The sequence below is a fragment of the Mycobacteroides franklinii genome (assembly GCF_002013895.1).
Lineage (GTDB): Bacteria > Actinomycetota > Actinomycetes > Mycobacteriales > Mycobacteriaceae > Mycobacterium > Mycobacterium franklinii.
The window spans coordinates 70,134-88,191 of the sequence record NZ_MAFQ01000012.1 but is presented as its reverse complement, the minus strand read 5'-3'; the positions used below and the strand labels follow the sequence as shown (position 1 = coordinate 88,191).

The 18,058-nt window shown below is 63.1% G+C and carries 17 protein-coding genes; 11 read left to right on the top strand and 6 right to left on the bottom strand.

Annotation, left to right across the window (positions count from 1 at the left end; all coding sequences use genetic code 11):
- Window positions 1–110 precede the first annotated feature (110 nt).
- From B4393_RS20430 to B4393_RS20410, 5 genes are read left to right on the top strand one after another with little or no spacing between them, the layout of a single operon-like run.
- A complete protein-coding gene (locus tag B4393_RS20430) occupies window positions 111–983 on the top strand; it encodes an ABC transporter ATP-binding protein (RefSeq protein WP_078335702.1) in 873 nt (290 codons plus the stop codon).
- Between the two features lie 24 nt (window positions 984–1,007).
- Window positions 1,008–1,835: an NUDIX hydrolase gene (locus B4393_RS20425; protein ID WP_078335633.1), complete on the top strand. Its 828-nt coding sequence runs from the start codon at window positions 1,008–1,010 to the stop codon at window positions 1,833–1,835.
- Window positions 1,832–2,626: an enoyl-CoA hydratase gene (locus B4393_RS20420; protein WP_078335632.1), complete on the top strand. Its 795-nt coding sequence runs from the start codon at window positions 1,832–1,834 to the stop codon at window positions 2,624–2,626. The genes B4393_RS20425 and B4393_RS20420 overlap by 4 nt, the downstream gene beginning before the upstream one ends.
- Before the next feature lie 21 nt (window positions 2,627–2,647).
- Entirely contained in the window at window positions 2,648–3,613 is a 966-nt protein-coding gene (locus B4393_RS20415; protein WP_070938887.1) for a class I SAM-dependent methyltransferase, read from the top strand.
- Window positions 3,614–3,630: 17 nt separating this feature from the next.
- The gene (locus B4393_RS20410; protein WP_078335631.1) at window positions 3,631–4,824 is read left to right on the top strand and encodes a THUMP-like domain-containing protein; all 1,194 of its coding nucleotides are present in this window, start codon (window positions 3,631–3,633) and stop codon (window positions 4,822–4,824) included.
- Here B4393_RS20410 and B4393_RS20405 read toward each other — a convergent pair.
- Window positions 4,778–6,070: an outer membrane protein assembly factor BamB family protein gene (locus B4393_RS20405; RefSeq protein ID WP_078335630.1), complete on the bottom strand. Its 1,293-nt coding sequence runs from the start codon at window positions 6,068–6,070 to the stop codon at window positions 4,778–4,780. The two genes, B4393_RS20410 and B4393_RS20405, sit on opposite strands and share 47 nt — an antisense overlap.
- Before the next feature lie 85 nt (window positions 6,071–6,155).
- Here B4393_RS20405 and B4393_RS20400 point away from each other — a divergent pair, with 85 nt between their 5' ends.
- Window positions 6,156–6,905, top strand: a complete 750-nt coding sequence (locus tag B4393_RS20400; RefSeq protein WP_070938890.1) for an acyltransferase — start codon at window positions 6,156–6,158, stop codon at window positions 6,903–6,905.
- Here the strand turns inward: B4393_RS20400 and B4393_RS20395 are convergent.
- From B4393_RS20395 to B4393_RS20385, 3 genes are read right to left on the bottom strand one after another with little or no spacing between them, the layout of a single operon-like run.
- On the bottom strand, window positions 6,889–7,335 hold the full coding sequence (locus B4393_RS20395; protein WP_078335701.1) for a nitroreductase family deazaflavin-dependent oxidoreductase: 447 nt from the start codon (window positions 7,333–7,335) through the stop codon (window positions 6,889–6,891). The two genes, B4393_RS20400 and B4393_RS20395, sit on opposite strands and share 17 nt — an antisense overlap.
- A gap of 46 nt (window positions 7,336–7,381) precedes the next feature.
- Window positions 7,382–7,876, bottom strand: coding sequence for an SRPBCC family protein (locus tag B4393_RS20390; RefSeq protein ID WP_078335629.1), 495 nt, complete (start codon window positions 7,874–7,876; stop codon window positions 7,382–7,384).
- Complete coding sequence (locus B4393_RS20385; RefSeq protein WP_078335628.1) at window positions 7,873–8,208, bottom strand: ArsR/SmtB family transcription factor; 336 nt, start codon at window positions 8,206–8,208, stop codon at window positions 7,873–7,875. Before B4393_RS20385 ends, B4393_RS20390 begins: the two co-directional genes overlap by 4 nt.
- A 143-nt stretch (window positions 8,209–8,351) precedes the next feature.
- Here B4393_RS20385 and B4393_RS20380 point away from each other — a divergent pair, with 143 nt between their 5' ends.
- On the top strand, window positions 8,352–9,188 hold the full coding sequence (locus B4393_RS20380; RefSeq protein ID WP_078282831.1) for a metal-dependent hydrolase: 837 nt from the start codon (window positions 8,352–8,354) through the stop codon (window positions 9,186–9,188).
- Between the two features lie 10 nt (window positions 9,189–9,198).
- Window positions 9,199–10,035 (top strand): metal-dependent hydrolase, encoded by an 837-nt coding sequence (locus tag B4393_RS20375; protein ID WP_078335700.1) that lies wholly within the window; start codon window positions 9,199–9,201, stop codon window positions 10,033–10,035.
- Between the two features lie 31 nt (window positions 10,036–10,066).
- On the opposite strand, the gene B4393_RS20370 is transcribed toward B4393_RS20375, so the two are convergent.
- A complete protein-coding gene (locus tag B4393_RS20370) occupies window positions 10,067–11,002 on the bottom strand; it encodes a LysR family transcriptional regulator (protein ID WP_236743202.1) in 936 nt (311 codons plus the stop codon).
- Between the two features lie 479 nt (window positions 11,003–11,481).
- Between B4393_RS20370 and B4393_RS20365 the strand changes: the two genes are divergently transcribed.
- The 3 genes from B4393_RS20365 to B4393_RS20355 all read left to right on the top strand — a co-directional run bounded on the left by B4393_RS20365 (window position 11,482) and on the right by B4393_RS20355 (window position 14,509).
- Window positions 11,482–12,240, top strand: a complete 759-nt coding sequence (locus B4393_RS20365; protein WP_236743198.1) for an MspA family porin — start codon at window positions 11,482–11,484, stop codon at window positions 12,238–12,240.
- A gap of 862 nt (window positions 12,241–13,102) precedes the next feature.
- Window positions 13,103–13,423, top strand: coding sequence for a hypothetical protein (locus tag B4393_RS20360; protein ID WP_078335626.1), 321 nt, complete (start codon window positions 13,103–13,105; stop codon window positions 13,421–13,423).
- Between the two features lie 165 nt (window positions 13,424–13,588).
- Window positions 13,589–14,509 carry a hypothetical protein gene (locus B4393_RS20355; protein WP_078335625.1) on the top strand — a complete coding sequence of 307 codons (921 nt, stop codon included), beginning with the start codon at window positions 13,589–13,591 and terminating at the stop codon, window positions 14,507–14,509.
- 35 nt (window positions 14,510–14,544) lie between these two features.
- Here the strand turns inward: B4393_RS20355 and car are convergent, their stop codons facing one another.
- Window positions 14,545–18,036: a carboxylic acid reductase gene (gene car / locus B4393_RS20350; RefSeq protein ID WP_078335624.1), complete on the bottom strand. Its 3,492-nt coding sequence runs from the start codon at window positions 18,034–18,036 to the stop codon at window positions 14,545–14,547.
- Window positions 18,037–18,058 lie beyond the last annotated feature (22 nt).

Genomic DNA, 18,058 nt, shown 5'->3' with positions numbered 1-18,058 from the left:
AGAGTCCCCTCCGAGATTGCTGACGTATGACTGAGGATACGCGATACGGGTTTGGGCGCATGTCGGAGACGACTCCCGAGATGGCTCCCGCTCACCGCTCGCCGGGCGCGATGCGGCACGATGGCCCAGTGGCCGATGAGCGCTTGCGCGAACAGCATGACCCCGAAATTGATCCGGACCTTCTGCTCGATTTCCGCGATGTGCTGCTGCGCCGCAATCGCAAGGTGCTGGTCGGCCCGGTCACGTGGTCGGTCGAGCTCGACGAACGATGGGTGGTTCTCGGCCCCAACGGTGCCGGCAAGACGTCATTGCTGCGGATCGCGGCGGCCATGGAGCACCCCACGTCTGGTTACGCGGCGATCCTCGGGGAGCGATTGGGCCGGGTTGACGTCTCGGAACTCAAGGCGAGGATCGGCCTGAGCTCCGCCGCGCTGGCCCAGCGGATCCCGGATAACGAGGTGGTTCGCGACCTGGTGGTGTCGGCCGGGTATGCGGTGCTCGGGCGTTGGCGCGAGGAATACGAGGAGATGGACACGGCGCGTGCGGTGGACATGCTCGAAACCCTTGGCGCCGAGCATCTGTCAGAACGTACGTACGGGACGTTGTCCGAGGGCGAACGCAAACGAGTGCTCATCGCGCGTGCGCTGATGACCGACCCCGAGTTGCTGCTCCTCGACGAACCGGCCGCTGGTTTGGACTTGGGTGGGCGTGAGGAACTGGTGGCGCGATTGGGTGAGCTTGCCGCCGATCCGGACGCGCCCGCCATGGTTCTGGTGACTCACCACGTGGAAGAGATCCCGCCGGGTTTCAGCCATGCATTGTTGCTGTCTGAGGGCGGAATCGTCGCTCAGGGTCTGCTGGCGGACGTGATGACCGGTGAGAATCTGTCCCATGCGTTCGGTCAGTCGATCGTGGTTGAGATGATCGACGGACGTTACTTCGCGCGACGCGCCCGCGCCCGGGCCGCCCACCGTGCGCACTAGCGCGCAGAGCAAGGAAGCCTCCCCATGACAGCAGTGACACCACCTGAGCCGAAACCCGCGGCCACCGTCGTATTGATTCGTGACGGCGCCGTTGGCGTCGAGGCGTTTCTGATGCGCCGCGACAACGCCATGGCCTTTGCCGGCGGGATGACCGTATTCCCGGGCGGTGGCGTGGACGCCCGGGATCTGCGCGCCGACCTGCCGTGGGTGGGCCCGGACGTCGACTGGTGGGCCGGGCAGTTTGGCGTCACACCGGAGCTGGCGTCGGCGTTGGTGTGTGCCGCCGCGCGCGAGACCTTCGAAGAGTGCGGAGTGTTGTTCGCGGGCACCTCGGACACCGAGATCGTCGGGGACGCGGCGGCCTACCGCCAGGCACGTCATGACCTGTCGGACAAGACGCTGTCGTTCGGCGAATTTCTGCAGCGAGAGGGTCTGCTTTTGCGGGCCGACCTGTTGCGTCCGTGGGCCAACTGGATCACCCCGGAGGCCGAGCCTCGCCGCTATGACACGTTCTTTTTCGTGGCGGCGTTGCCCGCGGGGCAGGACGCCGACGGCGACAACACCGAGGCCGTCGCCTCGGGTTGGCAGACCCCGGAGGCCGCCATCGCGGCATTTACCGAGCGGCGCAGCTTCCTGCTTCCTCCCACCTGGTCCCAGCTGGATGCCGTCTCATCCTCCGGTGCGACGGTCACGGAGGTGCTGGGCGTGACGCGGAGCATTGCTCCGATCATGCCGACGCTGACCGAGCAGGACGGTCGGTGGTTCGTTCAGTTCGATGACGTGGACCGGTACGAAGCGGCCCGGCAGGGTGCGGTCGAGGTTCCCGAGGCGACAGGGCCGGAGCTGTCATGACCGAGCCCGAATTCGTCTCGGTGCGTACCGCGGCCGAGCATCCAGGCATTGGCACCATCGCGCTGTCGCGACCGCCGACCAACGCCTTCACCCGGCAGATGTACCGCGAACTCGCGCAGGCCGCCGCCGAAGCAAACGCGCGTGCAGACATCAGGGTTGTGATCGTCTACGGCGGACATGAAATCTTTTGCGCCGGTGACGATTTAGCTGAGCTTTCGGAGTTGTCCGCCGACGAGATGGCGCGCAGTGCCGGTGACCGCCAGGCCGCGCTCACCGCGGTGGCGGAGCTGGCCAAGCCCACAATCGCCGCGATCACGGGATACGCGCTGGGCAGCGGCCTGGAACTGGCGCTAGCGGCCGACTGGCGGATCGCGGGCGACAACGCCAAGGTGGGTTCACCGGAGATCCTGGTCGGCATGATCCCCGGCGGGGGCGGCACCGTGCGATTAGCTCGGGTGGTGGGTCTGAGCCGGGCCAAGGAGATGGTTTTCAGCGGCCGCTTCGTGGACGCCAAAGAGGCCCACCGGCTGGGTCTGCTCGATCAGATCGTGGCACCCGACGATGTGTACACCGAGGCGGCGGCATGGGCGCGACGTTTCGTTGACGGACCGCCGGTGGCGCTCGCCGCTGCTAAACAGGCCATCGACCATGGATTCGACAGTCCGCTGGCCGAGGGACTGGACAGGGAACGTGAGCTGTTTTGCCAGGTGTTCGCGACACAGGACCGTGTGGACGGGGTGGCCGCTCAGCTGGAGATCGGCCCAGGGACGGCCCGGTTCAGGGGAGCCTAACCAGGCGTTAGGCTGACGGCCATGACGGAGATTTCCGAGCCGACGACCAAGGCGACTGCCGAGCAGGTCGCTGCCGCTTTTGAGGACAACAAACTCGCCCAGATTCTCTATCATGACTGGGAAGCGGAGACCTACGACGAGAAGTGGTCCATCTCGTACGATCAGCGCTGCATCGATTACGCCCGCGGCCGGTTCGACGCCATCGTGCCCGTCGAGGATCAGCGCGAGCTGCCCTATGACCGCGCCCTGGAGCTCGGTTGTGGCACGGGTTTCTTTCTGCTGAACCTGATGCAGTCGGGCGTCGCGCGCCGTGGTTCGGTCACCGATCTGTCGCCGGGCATGGTCAAGGTCGCGACCCGCACCGGCAAGGAGCTTGGCCTGGATGTCGACGGCCGGGTCGCCGATGCCGAACGGATTCCGTACGACGACAACACCTTCGATTTGGTGGTGGGCCATGCCGTGCTGCATCACATTCCCGATGTCGAGCTGTCGCTGCGGGAGGTGCTGCGGGTGCTCAAGCCGGGTGGGCGGTTCATCTTCGCCGGTGAGCCCACCACCGTGGGGAACCTGTACGCCCGCGCGCTCGCGAACCTGACGTGGAAGGCCACGGTCCAGGCGATGAAGCTGCCCGGATTGGAGAGCTGGCGGCGTCCGCAGGAGGAACTCGACGAGAACTCGCGCGCCGCGGCCCTGGAATGGGTCGTCGACCTACACACCTTCGATCCGGCCGACCTGGAGAAGATGGCCGCCAATGCCGGCGCCGTCGCGGTACGGACCGCCAGTGAGGAATTCACCGCCGCCATGTTGGGGTGGCCGGTGCGCACGTTCGAGTCGACGGTGCCCCCGGGCAAGTTGGGCTGGGGCTGGGCGAAGTTCGCGTTCGGCGGTTGGAAGGCGCTCAGTTGGGTGGACGAGAACGTGTGGCGTCACGTGGTGCCGAAGGGCTGGTACTACAACGTGATGATCACCGGGATCAAGCCGTCTTAATCTCGCGATAACCGCCGGTGTTCGACCTTTCCGACGTCGCATATCTGTCGTCGGGGGCGGGCGCCGCGGATCTGGCGTCCGCGTCCGCGTACACGTTTTCGGCGGGCACGCTGGTGGCCGACACCGCAGCACTGCGCTCCGAGTTCGGCGATCGGGCCGCGGTCTTGGCGCAGACGGTGCAGCTGCGCCGTAAGGCGGCAGCCAAGCTGGGCGCGGTAGATCACTGGCTGTTCACCGACGATGCGCTGCAACAGGCGACCCCGGCCGCGGTGGCCAGACACCGGGCTGCCCGGCTGGCCGGCTTGGTGGTGCACGATGTCACGTGTTCGGTGGGGGCCGAACTTGCCGCGCTCGATGGCGTCGCCGCGGTGGTGATCGGCAGCGACATCGACCCGGTGCGGACGGCGATGGCGCGCCACAACATGGGCGAACGGGTCCTGGTGTGCCGGGCCGATGCACTGGCGCCGTCCAGTCGCGCGCAGGTGGTGATCGCCGATCCTGGGCGCCGCTCCGGCGGACGCCGCCGGTTCGATCCGTCTGCGTACTCACCGCCCCTGGACGCGGTGCTGCGGACCTATGCCGATCGCGACGTGGTGATCAAATGCGCTCCGGGACTGGACTTTGTCGAGTTGCGCGAACAGACGGGCTTCGACGGCGAGATCGAGGTGGTCTCGCTCGACGGTGGTGTGCGAGAGGCATGCCTGTGGTCGGCGGGGTTGGCTCGTGTGCGCCGTCGTGCCACCGTGCTCCTGACAACAGGCGACGGTTACCAGCTGACCGATGCGGACCCCGATGACTGCGCGGTAGCCGAGGTAGGGGAGTGGATCATCGACCCCGATGGCGCGGTGGTACGGGCCGGTCTGGTACGGCACTACGCTGCACGACATAGCCTGTGGCAGTTGGATTCCCGCATTGCTTACCTGTCGGGGAATTCGGTACCACCCGGTATGCAGGGCTACCGGGTGCTCGATTCGCTGCCCTACAGCGAGAAGCGGTTGCGCCAGGCACTCGCCGCCCGCGACTGCGGGTCCGTCGAGATCACCGTCCGCGGGATTGATGTTGATCCGGCGGTGCTGCGCACCAGGCTGAAGTTGCGTGGCAGTGTGGCGTTGTCGGTCGTCATCACCCGAATGGGCAGTGGTGCTAAAGCTTTCGTTTGCGAGGCTAGGTCCCCGGGCGGAATCCGTACACCAAGCCCTCGCTCAGCGTGACGATGACGCGTTGGTCCGGTCCGATGGAAATCCCCACCGGGAAGCCTGCAGCGTCCGGCAGTGGATAACGGTTGATGGTGGCTCCGTCCGGGGTGTTGAACACCACCAAGGCCAAGCCCTTGTCTCCGTCCTTGACCACGGCATAGCCTACGTTTCCGGCTGCCTGACTCGACGTCGAGAGCGGAACGAGATCGTCACGACGCCAAGCAATCTCGCCCTTGCTGCCCGAGTCCTTGATGCCCACCAGGGTGGCCTTGTCGCCGGTTCCGGCGATGATGGTTCCGTCAGGAGCAACCGATGGAGGCGTCGTTGCGTTGAATCCCAAGGGAACCGACCATTTCTGGCTGCCATCGAAGGTATGCATCGCGTGTAGCGAGCCCTTGCGGTCGTTGATGTAGACCGTTTCGCCGTCGTGGGACATGACGGGGGAGCCGATCACACCCTCATCGATGATCTTGCTGGCCCACTTGTGTTTCAGGGTGATTCTGCCGTCGGCGTCGTAGGTGATTCCCAACAGCACCGGTACCGGCTTGTCCGGCTGCCACAGGGTGGTGACGATGGTGCCGGTGTCCGGGTCGTAGGCCGGGGAGGCCGACACCGGGCACTTGGGCCGCGCCGCTTCGCAATCCTCAAGACCACGACGTGGATCGGCCGGGTCGACCCCTTCGAGCAGATCCATCGGCGTACCCACGACGTCGCCGCGCTGGGCGTCGAAGATCAGTATCTGGCCGAGGTGGGTGACGATCAGCAGCCGGCCGGGCTCGACGATCTTGGGCGTGGTGGGGGCGCCGATAACGGGTTTGCGCCAACGGATCCACTGGGTGGGCGGGAACGAGACCACGGCACCGGGCTGGCCCATGTAGAGGTTGTTGTAGCCATCGGCGAGGGGGCCCGACCACGGGCTCCCGGTGATCATCCGGGTACACCAGCGCTGGCGCGCCGCCCTGTTGTTCTCCCACTCCATCAGCGTGCAGCCGGACGGGGTGTCGGCGCTGACCGCGATGAAATTGTCGATGCCGATCGCGGCGGCACTGCGTATCTGGCCCTTGGTGTTCCGGCTCCACTCCAGGGTCAGCTCGCGGGCCCCCTCGGTGGGGGTGTAGCTGCTGTTGTGCGCGTCGGCGTAGGTGGCAGACCATCCGGGCGCCGCCTTGATGTTGATCCAGGAATCGTCGCCGGAACAGCCGGTGACGGTGAGGAGCGCCGCGAGGGCAATGCTCGCGAGTACTCGTGCCCGGGAAAGCACGGTGAGGCACTCCTTCCTTAGGGGGCGGTCCGGCCCATCGCAGGGTAGCGTGTGCCCTCCGCCGCGTCCCGTAGGCTGTGCGGCCATGACGACGATGTGGGGCGCTCCCCTGCACAAGCGGTGGCGCGGACAGCGCCTACGGGACCCGTTGCAAGCCAAATTTCTCACCAAGGCCTCGGTGCGATGGGTGATCGCGAATAAGGCGTACACGCCGTGGTACCTGGTGCGTTACTGGCGACTGCTCAAGTTCAAGCTTGCCAATCCGCACATCGTCACGCGCGGCATGCTGTTCCTCGGCAAGAACGTCGAGATCCATTGCACGCCCGAGTTGGCGCGGATGGAGATCGGCCGCTGGGTGCATATCGGCGACGGGAACTCGTTGCGCGCCCACGAGGGCTCCTTGCGCCTGGGCGACAAGGTGGTCTTCGGTAAGGACAACGTCGTCAACGCCTACATCGACATCGAGTTCGGCGACTCGGCCCTGATGGCCGACTGGTGCTATGTCTGCGACTTCGACCACCGGATGGAAGACATCACGTACCCGATCAAGGACCAGGGCATCATCAAGTCCCCGGTGCGCATCGGGCCGGACACCTGGATCGCCACCAAGGTGACGATCCTGCGCGACACCATCGTCGGGCGCGGCTGTGTGCTCGGCGCGCACGCCGTGGTCAAGGGCGTCATCCCGGACTACTCGATCGCGGTCGGTGCGCCGGCCAGGGTCGTCAAGAACCGGAAGGTGGCCTGGGACGCCTCGGCCGCGCAGCGTGCGCAGCTGGCCGAGGCGCTGGCCGATATCGAACGCAAGAAGGCGGCCGCTAACTCACCGGAGTGAGCGTGAACAGCGGGAACACCCGAGTGGTGCGGGTCGTGTACTCCGCGTAGGGCGGGAAGGCCGCCACGGCACGTTCCCACCAGGTCGCGCGCTCGGCGTCGTCCGTGATTTCCTGGGCGCGCACGGTCTGCACGTTTTCACCGTCGCGCAGCTCGAAGACGGGGTTGGCGCGCAGGTTCGCGACCCAGGCGGGGTTCTTCGGGGCGCCGCCGATCGAGCCGACCGCCAGGTAGATGCCCTCGTGTTCGACGCGCATGAGCGGCGCCTTGCGGACCTGTCCCGACTTCGCGCCGACGGTGTAGAGGATCACCACGGGGATGCCCTCCAACGTGGTGCCCTCGACACCGCCGCTGGATTCGTAGACGTCGATCTGCTCATCGACCCATTGCGGGTTCTTGGCGATGTATTCGAAGGTGAATTGGTTGGTCACCGTGGCTGCAACGCGCACCGCGGGCGCACTATTTCACCGCCGTGGGCTAGGTGAGCTCGCCCAGCAGGTCTTCGATGCGGTTGTAGCTCACCTGCATGCCGACCTCCATACCGGAGGCGATGTGCCCGTCGCGATGTTCCTTGCAGCTGTGCTGCACCAAGACGCGCATCGTGGTGACGCCGTCACGTTCGTCCAGGGTGGTGGAGACGAGCGCCTCGCCGTCGGGAATTCCCTCGAACACCTCGGTGCTGACCAGCAGGCACGGCGCGTCGATCTCGCGATACTCGCCGTGGAAGGCGACTTCCATATCCGGCTCGGATTCACACGGCTGGCGCACCACGTACCGCCAGGTCCCGCCGACCCGCAGATCGATCTCGCAGACCTGCCACTGCGCGTCTTCGAATCCCCACCAGCGCTTGACCAGGGCCGGTTCGGTGAGCGTCCGAAAGATCAGCGCGGCGGGCGCGTCGAAGGCCCGGGTGATGAGAATCGTTGTATCTGAGGGTAATTCGACTGTGGCGCTGCCATAGCGGGTGCTCATGGGTGTTCCTCCTTGAGTTCGGTGAGAAGTGTGTCGAGCCGGTCGAGGCGCTCGTTCCAGGTGCGTTCGAATGCGGAGACCCAGTCATGGACGGGACGAAGGGCCGCGCCGTTCACGCGATAGAAGCGATTTCGCCCGTGTGAGCGCACCCGCACCAAGTCGACGGCGCGGAGCACCCCCAGATGTTTGGACACCTGAGGTTGACCCATTCGGGTTCGTGACACCAGGTCGTTCACCGTGGACTCGCCGGTGCCGATGGCGCTGAGGAGGTCACGTCGGCTCGCCTCGGCGATCGCATTGAATGCGTCTGCTGTCGTGGGGGTGCGGGCCATGAACAAAACATATACCGATATAGGTATATGTCAAGCCATGAGTCGTCGGAACGCCATCGGCTTGCGGTACCCTGAGCGACGTTGGCAGTGTTCAGTGGAAGGCCAACTGAGATCAGTCATTGCGGGGTAGTGGGAAGCTGAGTATGGACAGGCCTATCAAGACCCGCCGTATCAAGTTTCGCTATCAGCCGGGTTCGCTGGAACGTCATTTCGTGCAGGGCGACCTGGTATCAAGCCACATGATGGCGATGCTGTCGGCGGTGTTCCCTGAGGGTGAAGAATTCTTCATCCGCTCGGTCCGGCGCTATTCCGACCAGATCACCGATCCCGAGCTGAAGAAGCAGGTCGCCGGCTTTATCGGCCAGGAAATGACACACGGGCGCGAGCATCGTGAACTCAACGAGCGCCTACAGGAGATGGGTTATCCCACCGCCTTCGTCGAGCGCCTCGCCCGCCGGATATTCAACTTCCAGACCCGGAACTATCCGCCGATCTACACGCTGGCGGTCACCGCTGCGCTGGAGCATTACACCGCCGTACTCGCCGAGACCCTGCTGACCGATCAGCGTGCCCTGGACATGCTCGGTGAGGGCGAGGTGCGGTCCATGCTGCTGTGGCACGCCTTCGAAGAGGCCGAGCATCGCTGCGTCACGTTCGACGTCTACCGCGCCGTCGGCGGTAGCGAGCGGTTGCGTATCTGGGTGATGCGGCGCACAACCATCGCGTTCATCTACACCACATTCTTCGAGACGGTGATCTCGCTGTTGCGTGACAGGGCCGCCTACAACCCCGTTCGTTTGGTGAAAAGCATTGCGGCGTTGCGGCACTTGCCGTTCCTGAGCCGCGAGGTGCGGCGCCGCATCGGTGAATACAACCGCCCGGGATTCCACCCCAACGATTCCGACAACACCGAGCTCATCGAAAAATGGCATGCCGAACTCTTCGGGGAGAACGGACAGCTGACCGGCCATCTGCACTAGGTGAGTGACGGTGGAACGGGACATCAAGACGAGACGGATCACATTTCGCTATCCGGCCGGCTCCATGCGGCGCCACTATGTGCAGGACGACCTGGCGATGAGTCACGTGGTGTCAGTGCTGTCGGCGGCGTTCCCCGAGGGGGAGGCGTTCATGATCCGCTCGGTGCGTGCGGTCGCCGACCAGATCACCGATCCTGAGCTCAAAAAGCAGGTGGCAGGCTTCATCGGCCAGGAGGCCACGCACAGTCGTGAGCATCGCGAGCTCAACCAGCGTCTGCAAGAGATGGGCTATCCGGCCGCGTTCATCGATCGAGCGACCCGGCGGGGACTGGAAGCGCGCACCCGCTACTCGTCGGCCAAGTACTGCCTTGCGATGACCGCGGCGCTTGAGCACTACACCGCAATCCTGGCCGAGACGCTCCTGTCCGACGAATCTACCCAGCAGATGCTGGGGCAGGGCGAGGTGCGGTCCATGCTGCTGTGGCACGCCTTGGAGGAATCCGAGCATCGCGCGGTGGCGTTCGATGTCTACGCGGCTGTGGGCGGCACCCATCGCATGCGGGTACTCGTGATGTTGTTCACCACATTCGGGTTCTTTGCCCTCGCCGCATGCGCGTCGTTCATGTCGTTGGTCCGGGACCCGGATTTCTACAATCCCAGGATCTTCTTCCGGAGCGTTGCTCGATTGTTCCGATCGCCCTTCTTCTCGGGTGAGGTGTTTCGTCGACTAATGTCATACAGCCGCAAGGATTTTCATCCTGACGAGGTGGACAACACCGCGCTTATCGAGAAGTGGAACACCGTCTTGTTCGGCGAGCAGGGGCAGATCGCCGACCATCTGCACTGATCCTCAGTTCGTCAGGTCCGAGCTAGCCTGGCTACGTCGAATCAAAGGGGGGGTGCCCCTGGCATAAACCTACAGCCGTGTCGATCACGTCCCGCGAATTTCTGTCGTTCTGAGCCAGCTCCGTGCTCCACACCAGACAGGTTGGCAGGACGAAGTCGAGATCGTCTACAGGCAGGCACACTGTCTCTGCGGAGTGGTAGAGGTCAGAGGTCTCCCTGGCGCTTTCCGAGATGGGTGCTACCGCGAATGCTCTGCCGGTATTGATGGCTTCAGCGGCTGAAGAATGATCGGCGGGGTTGTAGCGTAGTCGCTTGAGAAGGCTTGTGGCCCTTAGTAGTCCATCGACCTGTCGTCGGTATTCGGTGTCGCTGTCACGTCGATCGGTGACGTAGTCGAGCTTGATGAGTTCTTCGAGGGAGATCGACGTACGCGCTCCGTACTCCGCTCTCGACAGCACCGCCCCTACACTCTCTTGCCGAACAACGACGCTGCTCAATGTGGTGTTGGTTGGCGCTGACCGCGCGAAGCCGAACACCAAGTCTCTTCGCACTACCGCACCGATGGCTTCCTGGCTCCTTCGCCGCCGCTTGATCAGCGTCAGGCGCTCGGCGTAGAGCTCCTCCAGGCGCTCGAGCCTGGAGGACAGTTCCGGGTGGAGCCAGGGCGGTACGCCGTACCTAATTGTCTGACGGCTAGAGGCGAGATTGTGTGACACAACATCCGGCAAGGCATCGAATTGGTGGAGGATCTTCTCGGCGAGGGGGAGCAGGTTGACGCCTGAGGGAGTGAGAACCACCCGGCGCGTATCGCGAATAAACAGCTCTGTTTTGAGTGTCCCTTCCATAGCGCGGATCCGCCGGCTAAGAGGGGGAACGGACATATGGAGATCGGCCGCAGCCCGGGTGAAATTTAGCCTCGCTGCCACTGCGACGAAGCAGCGCAAGTCATGTATCTCGAGGCCTCTCATGTCCACGTCGCCGATTATATCCATGTAACGGATAAACAATTTCGCGGGCTCCGGACGTGAGCATCGATGAGGGGCGGATCGATTGATTACGTGCCTCAATTATGGAGCGTTGAACGCGAGTTGACTTCTTGGCGATATCGAACCTACTTAGATACAATTTTGTTCGCCTAGTAATAGTCATTACTTATAAAGCAATAATGTCTGACCGAGGACACCGCTATGTGGTGACGAATAAAATGGGCTTTGACCAGCATGAATTCGTCGTATTGGCACCGCGGTGGGATCGTGAATTATGCCTATATGACCCTTGTCACATGTTGCTAATTTGCGGCCTCCATTGTCACTAGATAATGTCCTCGCCAGTTGCCCTACAGGATGAGTCGCGAGGTTCAATATGGTGACATTGCGCGCCTCAAACGTGTTGTAGATGCTGCAAGTAGATGCCTTAAGGGGGGGCAACGATCGTGCCATCATATTGAATGGCCATCTATTTCGGTTATGTGGAGAGATTTCCAGTCGAGAATTTCGGAAAGGTGACGATGAATCCGCTAAAGAATTCAACTTGGCGACGGGGATGGGCTCGCGCGATTGTCCGGGCGGTCGCGGGGGTCTTCGCTGTGTTTGCGATGCTCACCACGAGCGCTGCGACAGCGAATGCGCAAGGTCTACCTGATTCGAATTTGCTTGATCGGACCGAAGATGGCTGGGGCATTGAAGTAAGCACACTCGACGAGGAAGTTAACCCAGTTCCGAATCTGGCTGCGACGGCGTTTTCGAGGGAAGCGTTCGTGCAGTTCACGGGTGTTGGAAAGATCAACGGTCAGGGAAGTAACCCCGTGACCTCAGCATCGCTCACCATCGGCTACCAGATGGGATGCCAGATCGATCTAAGTCAAGGCATCACTTTGGGTGGGAGCGTAGGTGCTGGCGTGGGCGGTGGAGCCGGCGGAATCTTCGGTGGGCCGGGGCCGTTTGGTGCGGGCTTCGGTGCGGTGGGCGCGGGCGCAGGCATCAATGGAGGGCTGCAGTTCACATTGCGGCCCGGCGGAATTGTCGCCATTCCGATGGACAGCATGGCTCTCAGGGGCAGTGAGGCGCGGTTGCGGGTGCGGAACATGCATATCAAGATCGACGCATGCGGAGGCCCGGTTACGGTTCGGTCTTTCACGCTGCTGAGTATCACGACCGATTTCACGCACTCCTCGTTGGCAACTTATGGCGAGCCCATTCAGATCTAGTGTGGCCAAGACTTTGGTCGACAGAAGTTCAATTCCTGTAAAGCTATTAGGAGCACTATGCACAAGTTAGTAGTGAGGTCGGCGTTCGCGGTAGTGTCGGTGAGCTTGGTTGGATTAGGTGTTGGCTCGGCGCTCGCTCACGCGGACCCAATACCTGCGCCTGTGCCGGCGCCAGCGCCCAATCCGTATCTCAATCCGTACAATTCCAGCGCGCCTGGGGCAGCGATTTATGGCGAGACGAGCCCATATGCAGGGGGGCAGGCTCCAGGTGTTAGCTCGCCGCAGCCCGGCATCGTTCCGGGGTACGTGCCCGGTGGATTGGGCCCGCTGGCTAGCGAAATCAGCACGGGGTCAAGCGGATATCGCCCGGGGACGAATGCAATCCTTCCGGGATACATGACAGGTCTTCCTGTCCCGGACTTCCCTGCGAATCACATTCAGGCACCGCAGTTAAAGCTCCCGGGCAACTAATATGCGGCGCGTAGGCCGGTTGAGTCAGATGTTGGCCGACACCGTCCGTTGCATAGCGGTGTGTGTGGTTTCGCTTGCCTTAGGTGGTGTCCAGGTAGGGATTGGAGGCAACGTAGCCAAAGCGTCGTCTCCAACCCTCCGCGACGTGTCTGGCTGGTTGGCTGATCCGCCGATCGATCCTGTGCCGGATCCTAGTCCCGGACTGTCTCCTCCGGGAGGCTCGGTAACGCCGCGCGCCGAAGATGCTCCGGGGCAGCTACGGGAGCCTGTATCACCGGCGCCAGTTGATGATTCTGGTGCGCCACCGGCACCGGCTGACACTCGACCCGATGATCCGGCTTCGCCGCAGGATTGCCAGATCATTCGGTCCGCGTCCGGGAGAATCGACGCATTGGCGATCAGGATTGCTCCTGTCTCGGATCCTTTTCCGACGAAGGAATCAGGAGAGCTGGTTATCGACAGCGACCTTCGGCTGTTCAACAGCATCGTCAGCTTGGCGGTGAGCGCTAGCGTGAACCTTGAGAATGCTCGCGAGAAGAACAAGTTTGAAGTGTTCAAAAACGCGGTAATCGCGATGAGCACGCTGTACACCGAACGCCGCAGTCAGGACCTCACGAAGCCAGCCACCGCGGAATGGGCGGCTCGTCTGGCGCAGCTTCTGGATTCCTGGCCCAAGGCCTACGCTCCGATCTTGAACAGCTGTTATATCTGATGTGGTTGGTGGCTCTTCATCACGATGTGCCAGAGCATCGGATGATCTGGCTAGCTCTGTGGGGCCTGGGCCGAGAGTTGAGTGGATGCAGTCTTCGGCGACCATCGCCGGATGCATCTTGTGTGGTGAAAAATGGGAATGGGCACAACTTGCTAAGGGAACAAGATGTTTCGATACCTGTTGGCGCTGAACCAGGTCAAGAGAGCCATTCTGAAGTTCCCCGTGTCGGGCGAAGGATTCACGGAACTGGTTACCGGACTTAACGAACTGCCCGATGGCATAGCGGTCGATCCCGCTCGGGAGAATATTTACTGGACGAACATGGGCGTGCCCACACTCACAGACCCCGGTGAGTCACCGGCCGAGGAGAACCTCGACTTCTACGGCAAAGACGGCTCCATCGAACGGGCCGCAATCGACGGCGGTGGGCGTTCTTACCTCCTTCCGCCGGGAAGTTTCGTTACCGGAAAACAGCTTTCGGCGGCATGGTCACTCGGGCGCCTGTACCGGTCCGATCGTGAGGGAGCCGCCATCCGCAGTGTGCAGCTGGATGGCAGCGGCCTGCGTGACGAGGTGGTTGTCGCGGCGGCCGAACTGGACCGACATACTGTTCGCAATCAGTGCGTCGGACTGACGGTTGATGAGCGCAACGGGTCTCTGTACTGGACGCAGAAGGGCCCGTCAAAGGGCGGAGATGACCGAATTTTCCGGACTTCCTTGGAGATTCCCGACGGACAGACCCCGGAGAATCGTGATACCGAGGTGCTGTGGGCCGGCCTGCCCGAGCCGATTGACATCGAACTGGACCTTGACGGCGGAGTGATCTACTGGACCGACCGTGGAGCTCCCCCGTTGGGAAATTCGTTGAACCGCGCCCAGATCCCCGCCCAGGGACAGGCAGGCGGCGACGTCACGGTCCTCGCCTCCGGCTTCGGGGAAGCGATCGGTCTGGCGGTGGACAAGGAAGCCGGGATCGCCTACGTCAGTGATATGGCAGGCGAGATTCGTGCAGTCAACCTCGACGGTAGTGGCGAGCGCGCGTTGGCCAAGGTTGACGGGAACTTCACCGGAATCGTCGGAGTCTGAAGCGCTCGGCGTTCAGCTGATCTGCGCGTACGCGGTTACAGCAGCCCGTGCGCCCGCAAATCGGATATGTACTTGGCGATCAACGCGCGATCGATTTGCGGAATGTCGGCGCTGTCGCCACCGATGTTGTTTTCCTGCACGGCTTTCCGGAACACACTGGTAGGTGCCGTGGCGCCACGGCGGGGATTGCCCGGCACCTGGTAGGCATCCAGGAGCGGAAGCACCGAGGCGCGCCTCAGCTCGTCCGGCAGCCCGCGCAACGCCGTCTCGAATCGGGACAGCCATTCGTGGTAATCGTCGATGATGTCGATGGAATGCCCATCTTCCACCAGCCAGTCGACGAAGGTGTCCACGGAAATGCCGTCATCGTGAGGATTCATCACGTCGTATGACCAGAATCCCTCGGTGGTGGACAGGCCGAGGCTGGTGATGGCCTCCGTCACGAAATCGACTGGCAGCCCCTCGTAATGGGCACGCGGCCGAGAACCGCTGCCGTCGCCCTGATAGAAGCTCCGCGGCGCGATACCGGTGAGGACCAGGCTCAGCAGCATGCGCGTGAAGGCGTCGGTGACGTTGAGCTGACCGCTGTACCGGCGGTGGGTGAGAATCATGTCGGAGCGGAAGACACTGGCCGGCAGGCCGCACAGGTCATGCGCCTCCCGCAGCAGCACCTCGCCGGCCCACTTGCTGTTGGCATATCCGTTGGCGTAGCCCGTGTCGATGTGCCGGGTGGGGCTCACCGTGCGGATATCGCCGTCCTCATCGAAATCGGGCACGGTCATGGCAACGGCCATCGTCGAAAGATAGGTCACCGGCTTCATCCGTGTGGTCAGCGCCAGGCGGATAATCTCTGCCGTGCCAAATACGTTGGGTCCGAACAGCTGGTTGTAGGGCAACACGTGATTCACCAGCGCGGCCGGATGGACGATCTTGTCGACGTCGTGAGCCAGCTGCTCCCACGTCGCATCGTCCACACCGAAGCGGGGCTCGGCGATGTCGGCGGCGATCACTCGCAGATGGCGCCGGGCCAAGGCGCGGAACTCGTCCAGTAGCGCTTGATCAGTTTCGCCGTACGCGGCGTCAAGGCGTGCCAATGCCTCCTCGTCATTGTCGCCGCGCACCAGGCATATCAGCTGTCCATCCGTCTGCGTCAGACGTTGCAGCCACTCCAGGCAGAGGAATCTTCCGAGGTACCCGTTGGCACCCGTGAGTAAGACGGTGTTGAGGGCGCTCGCGGGCGCGTCCAGTTCCGTAGCCTTGCGGAGTGTTTCGGCATCGATGAACTTGTCGAGCGTGAGCTCTGCCGCGGTGATGACAGATGCGCCCGCCCCGTGCACGCTGGCGGCGGTGGCCGTACTGCTCTCGCGCTCGTGCTGGATGTAGAGGGCGAGCTTGCGCAGATCGGCCGCGGGGCCGGTGATCACGCCGACGGGAACCTCGACATCGAAGAGATCCCGGAGGAGGTTGGAAAACGTCAACGCGGACAGTGAATCCCCGCCGAGGTCGATGAAATGGTGCTCCGGGCGTACCGCGTCCGCGGACATGCCGAGGAGGGCCTGCGCGGCCTCGGTGACGGTATCGATGACCGGGCGTTGTTGCGCCGTATCGCGTAGTTGCCGTAGCTCTTGGACACGGGCCTCGGCGAGATCGGCATAGAGTTGCTCAAGCTGGTCCCCGTAGTGCTCAATCATCTTGGGGCGTATCGGCTTACCGACCGCCGCGAGCATCCCGCTCTCGATGGTGAACGGGGTGGTCTCGATGATCAAATCTGCCGGTATTTCATACGAATGCAAGTGGTTGGCGCGTGCGGTCAGCTGCAGTGATTCCCGGATTGAATTCTTCAACTCGGCGGGATCTGGGTGAACACGCAGGGCTTCTTCGGTAGGCACCACCACCGCGAGCAGGTACGAACGTTCACTATTGCCGTAGACGAAGATCTGGCGCACCAGCGGCGCGCCGACGTATACCGTCTCCAGGTTCGCGACCGCGACGAACTCGCCCTGGGCAAGCTTGATGACGTTGTTGCGCCTGTCCACGTACACCAGCTGATCTGGCGCGACCTCCGCCATGACATCGCCGGTTCGGTAGTAACCGTCGGCGTCGAACACCTCGGCGGTGACATCGGGGCGCTTGTAATACCCGGGGGTTGCCGTGGCGCTCTTGACCAGCAACTCGCCACGGGGATGCGGCTTGTCGGTGGTGTAATACCCGAGTTCGGGAACATCGACGAGCTTGTAGTCGAGCACCGGCGGTCGGGAGATCTTGCCATCCCGGAAGACACCGCCGACCTCCGTCAGGCCGTAGAGGTCAAGCAGGTGGAAGCTCAGCGAGGATTCCAGGAAGGTCTTCATCTCGGGCGACAGTGGCGCCGTCGCGAGCATCCCGGCGATTACCCGTCCACCCAGGACATCTTCGCGCAGTTCGGTTTTGGCCAACCGATCGGCGGTGTCGGCGTCGGCTCCATCGGCTACGAGTGCGTCCACCCTCGTCTGATAGTGCTGGAAAAGCATGTCGACCACTCGGGGAACCACGCCCATGTGAGTGGGACGTGCCAGCTGCCAATCCTCGAAGAGCGTGGACAGATCGCTCTCGGGGACGAAGTAGCAGGTGCCACCGGGGATGAAGGCTGTCAGTAGCCCCACTCGGCCGGCCAGGTGGTTGAGCGGCAGGAAGTTGACGTTGATGATCGGGGTGTCCCGGTTGGGTGCGGCACCCGAGGACCAGAAGCGGGTGACCGTCCACTCCGTGAACATCGCCCCCTTGGGGGCGCCGGTGCTCCCTGAGGTGTACATGATCAGCGCTGTGCTCTGATCGTCGCCGTCGGTGTACAGCACGGGCTCGGGCAGGTCCCGGCCCTTCGCGATGACCTCCGCGAGCGGCTCCACGACCACGTGCATGCCGGCCGCCTGCAGGCGTTCCTTTGCGGCAATGAGCTTTTCGCGATGATCATCGGTTTCGGAGCGATAGTCGAACACCACCACCCGCCGTAGATCGGGTAGCCCGATCGCGGCCTCCACAGCGAGCTCGAGACTGTCGGCGCTTGCCGCCACCAATCGTGGGCTGGTTTCCTCCAGCATCATGCGCAGCTGGGTTGCCGATGTGTTGTGTTGCAACGGAATCGATACCGATCCGTTCATCAGCGTGGCCAGGTCGAGGGTGACGTAGTCGGGACTGGAGAAGCCGATGGTGGCGACGAAGTCGCCGGCTCCGATGTCATTCTCGCCGTGCTGCCACTCGGCGAGAATTGCCGAGATGTCTGCTAGCAGTTGCCCGTAGGTGATGGTTTCAAAGGCCGGGAGGAGGCGATCGACCGTGCGCCCGGTGGTGGGGTCGACCACCGACTCACGAGACCGGAAACCCATGACCGGACGATCTGCGTAACCGGTCAGCAGAGCGTGGAGCACCTGCGACAAACGCAAGCCGGGCGCGAGCAGGGAGTCCATCACCTCCGCGTCGGGCATGGCGGCCCGGAACTGGGGGTCGGACTCGAACAGTTCAGCAGCGCGAGCCGCCGCACCAGCCGTCATCTGCCGCTCACTTTCTGTTGCT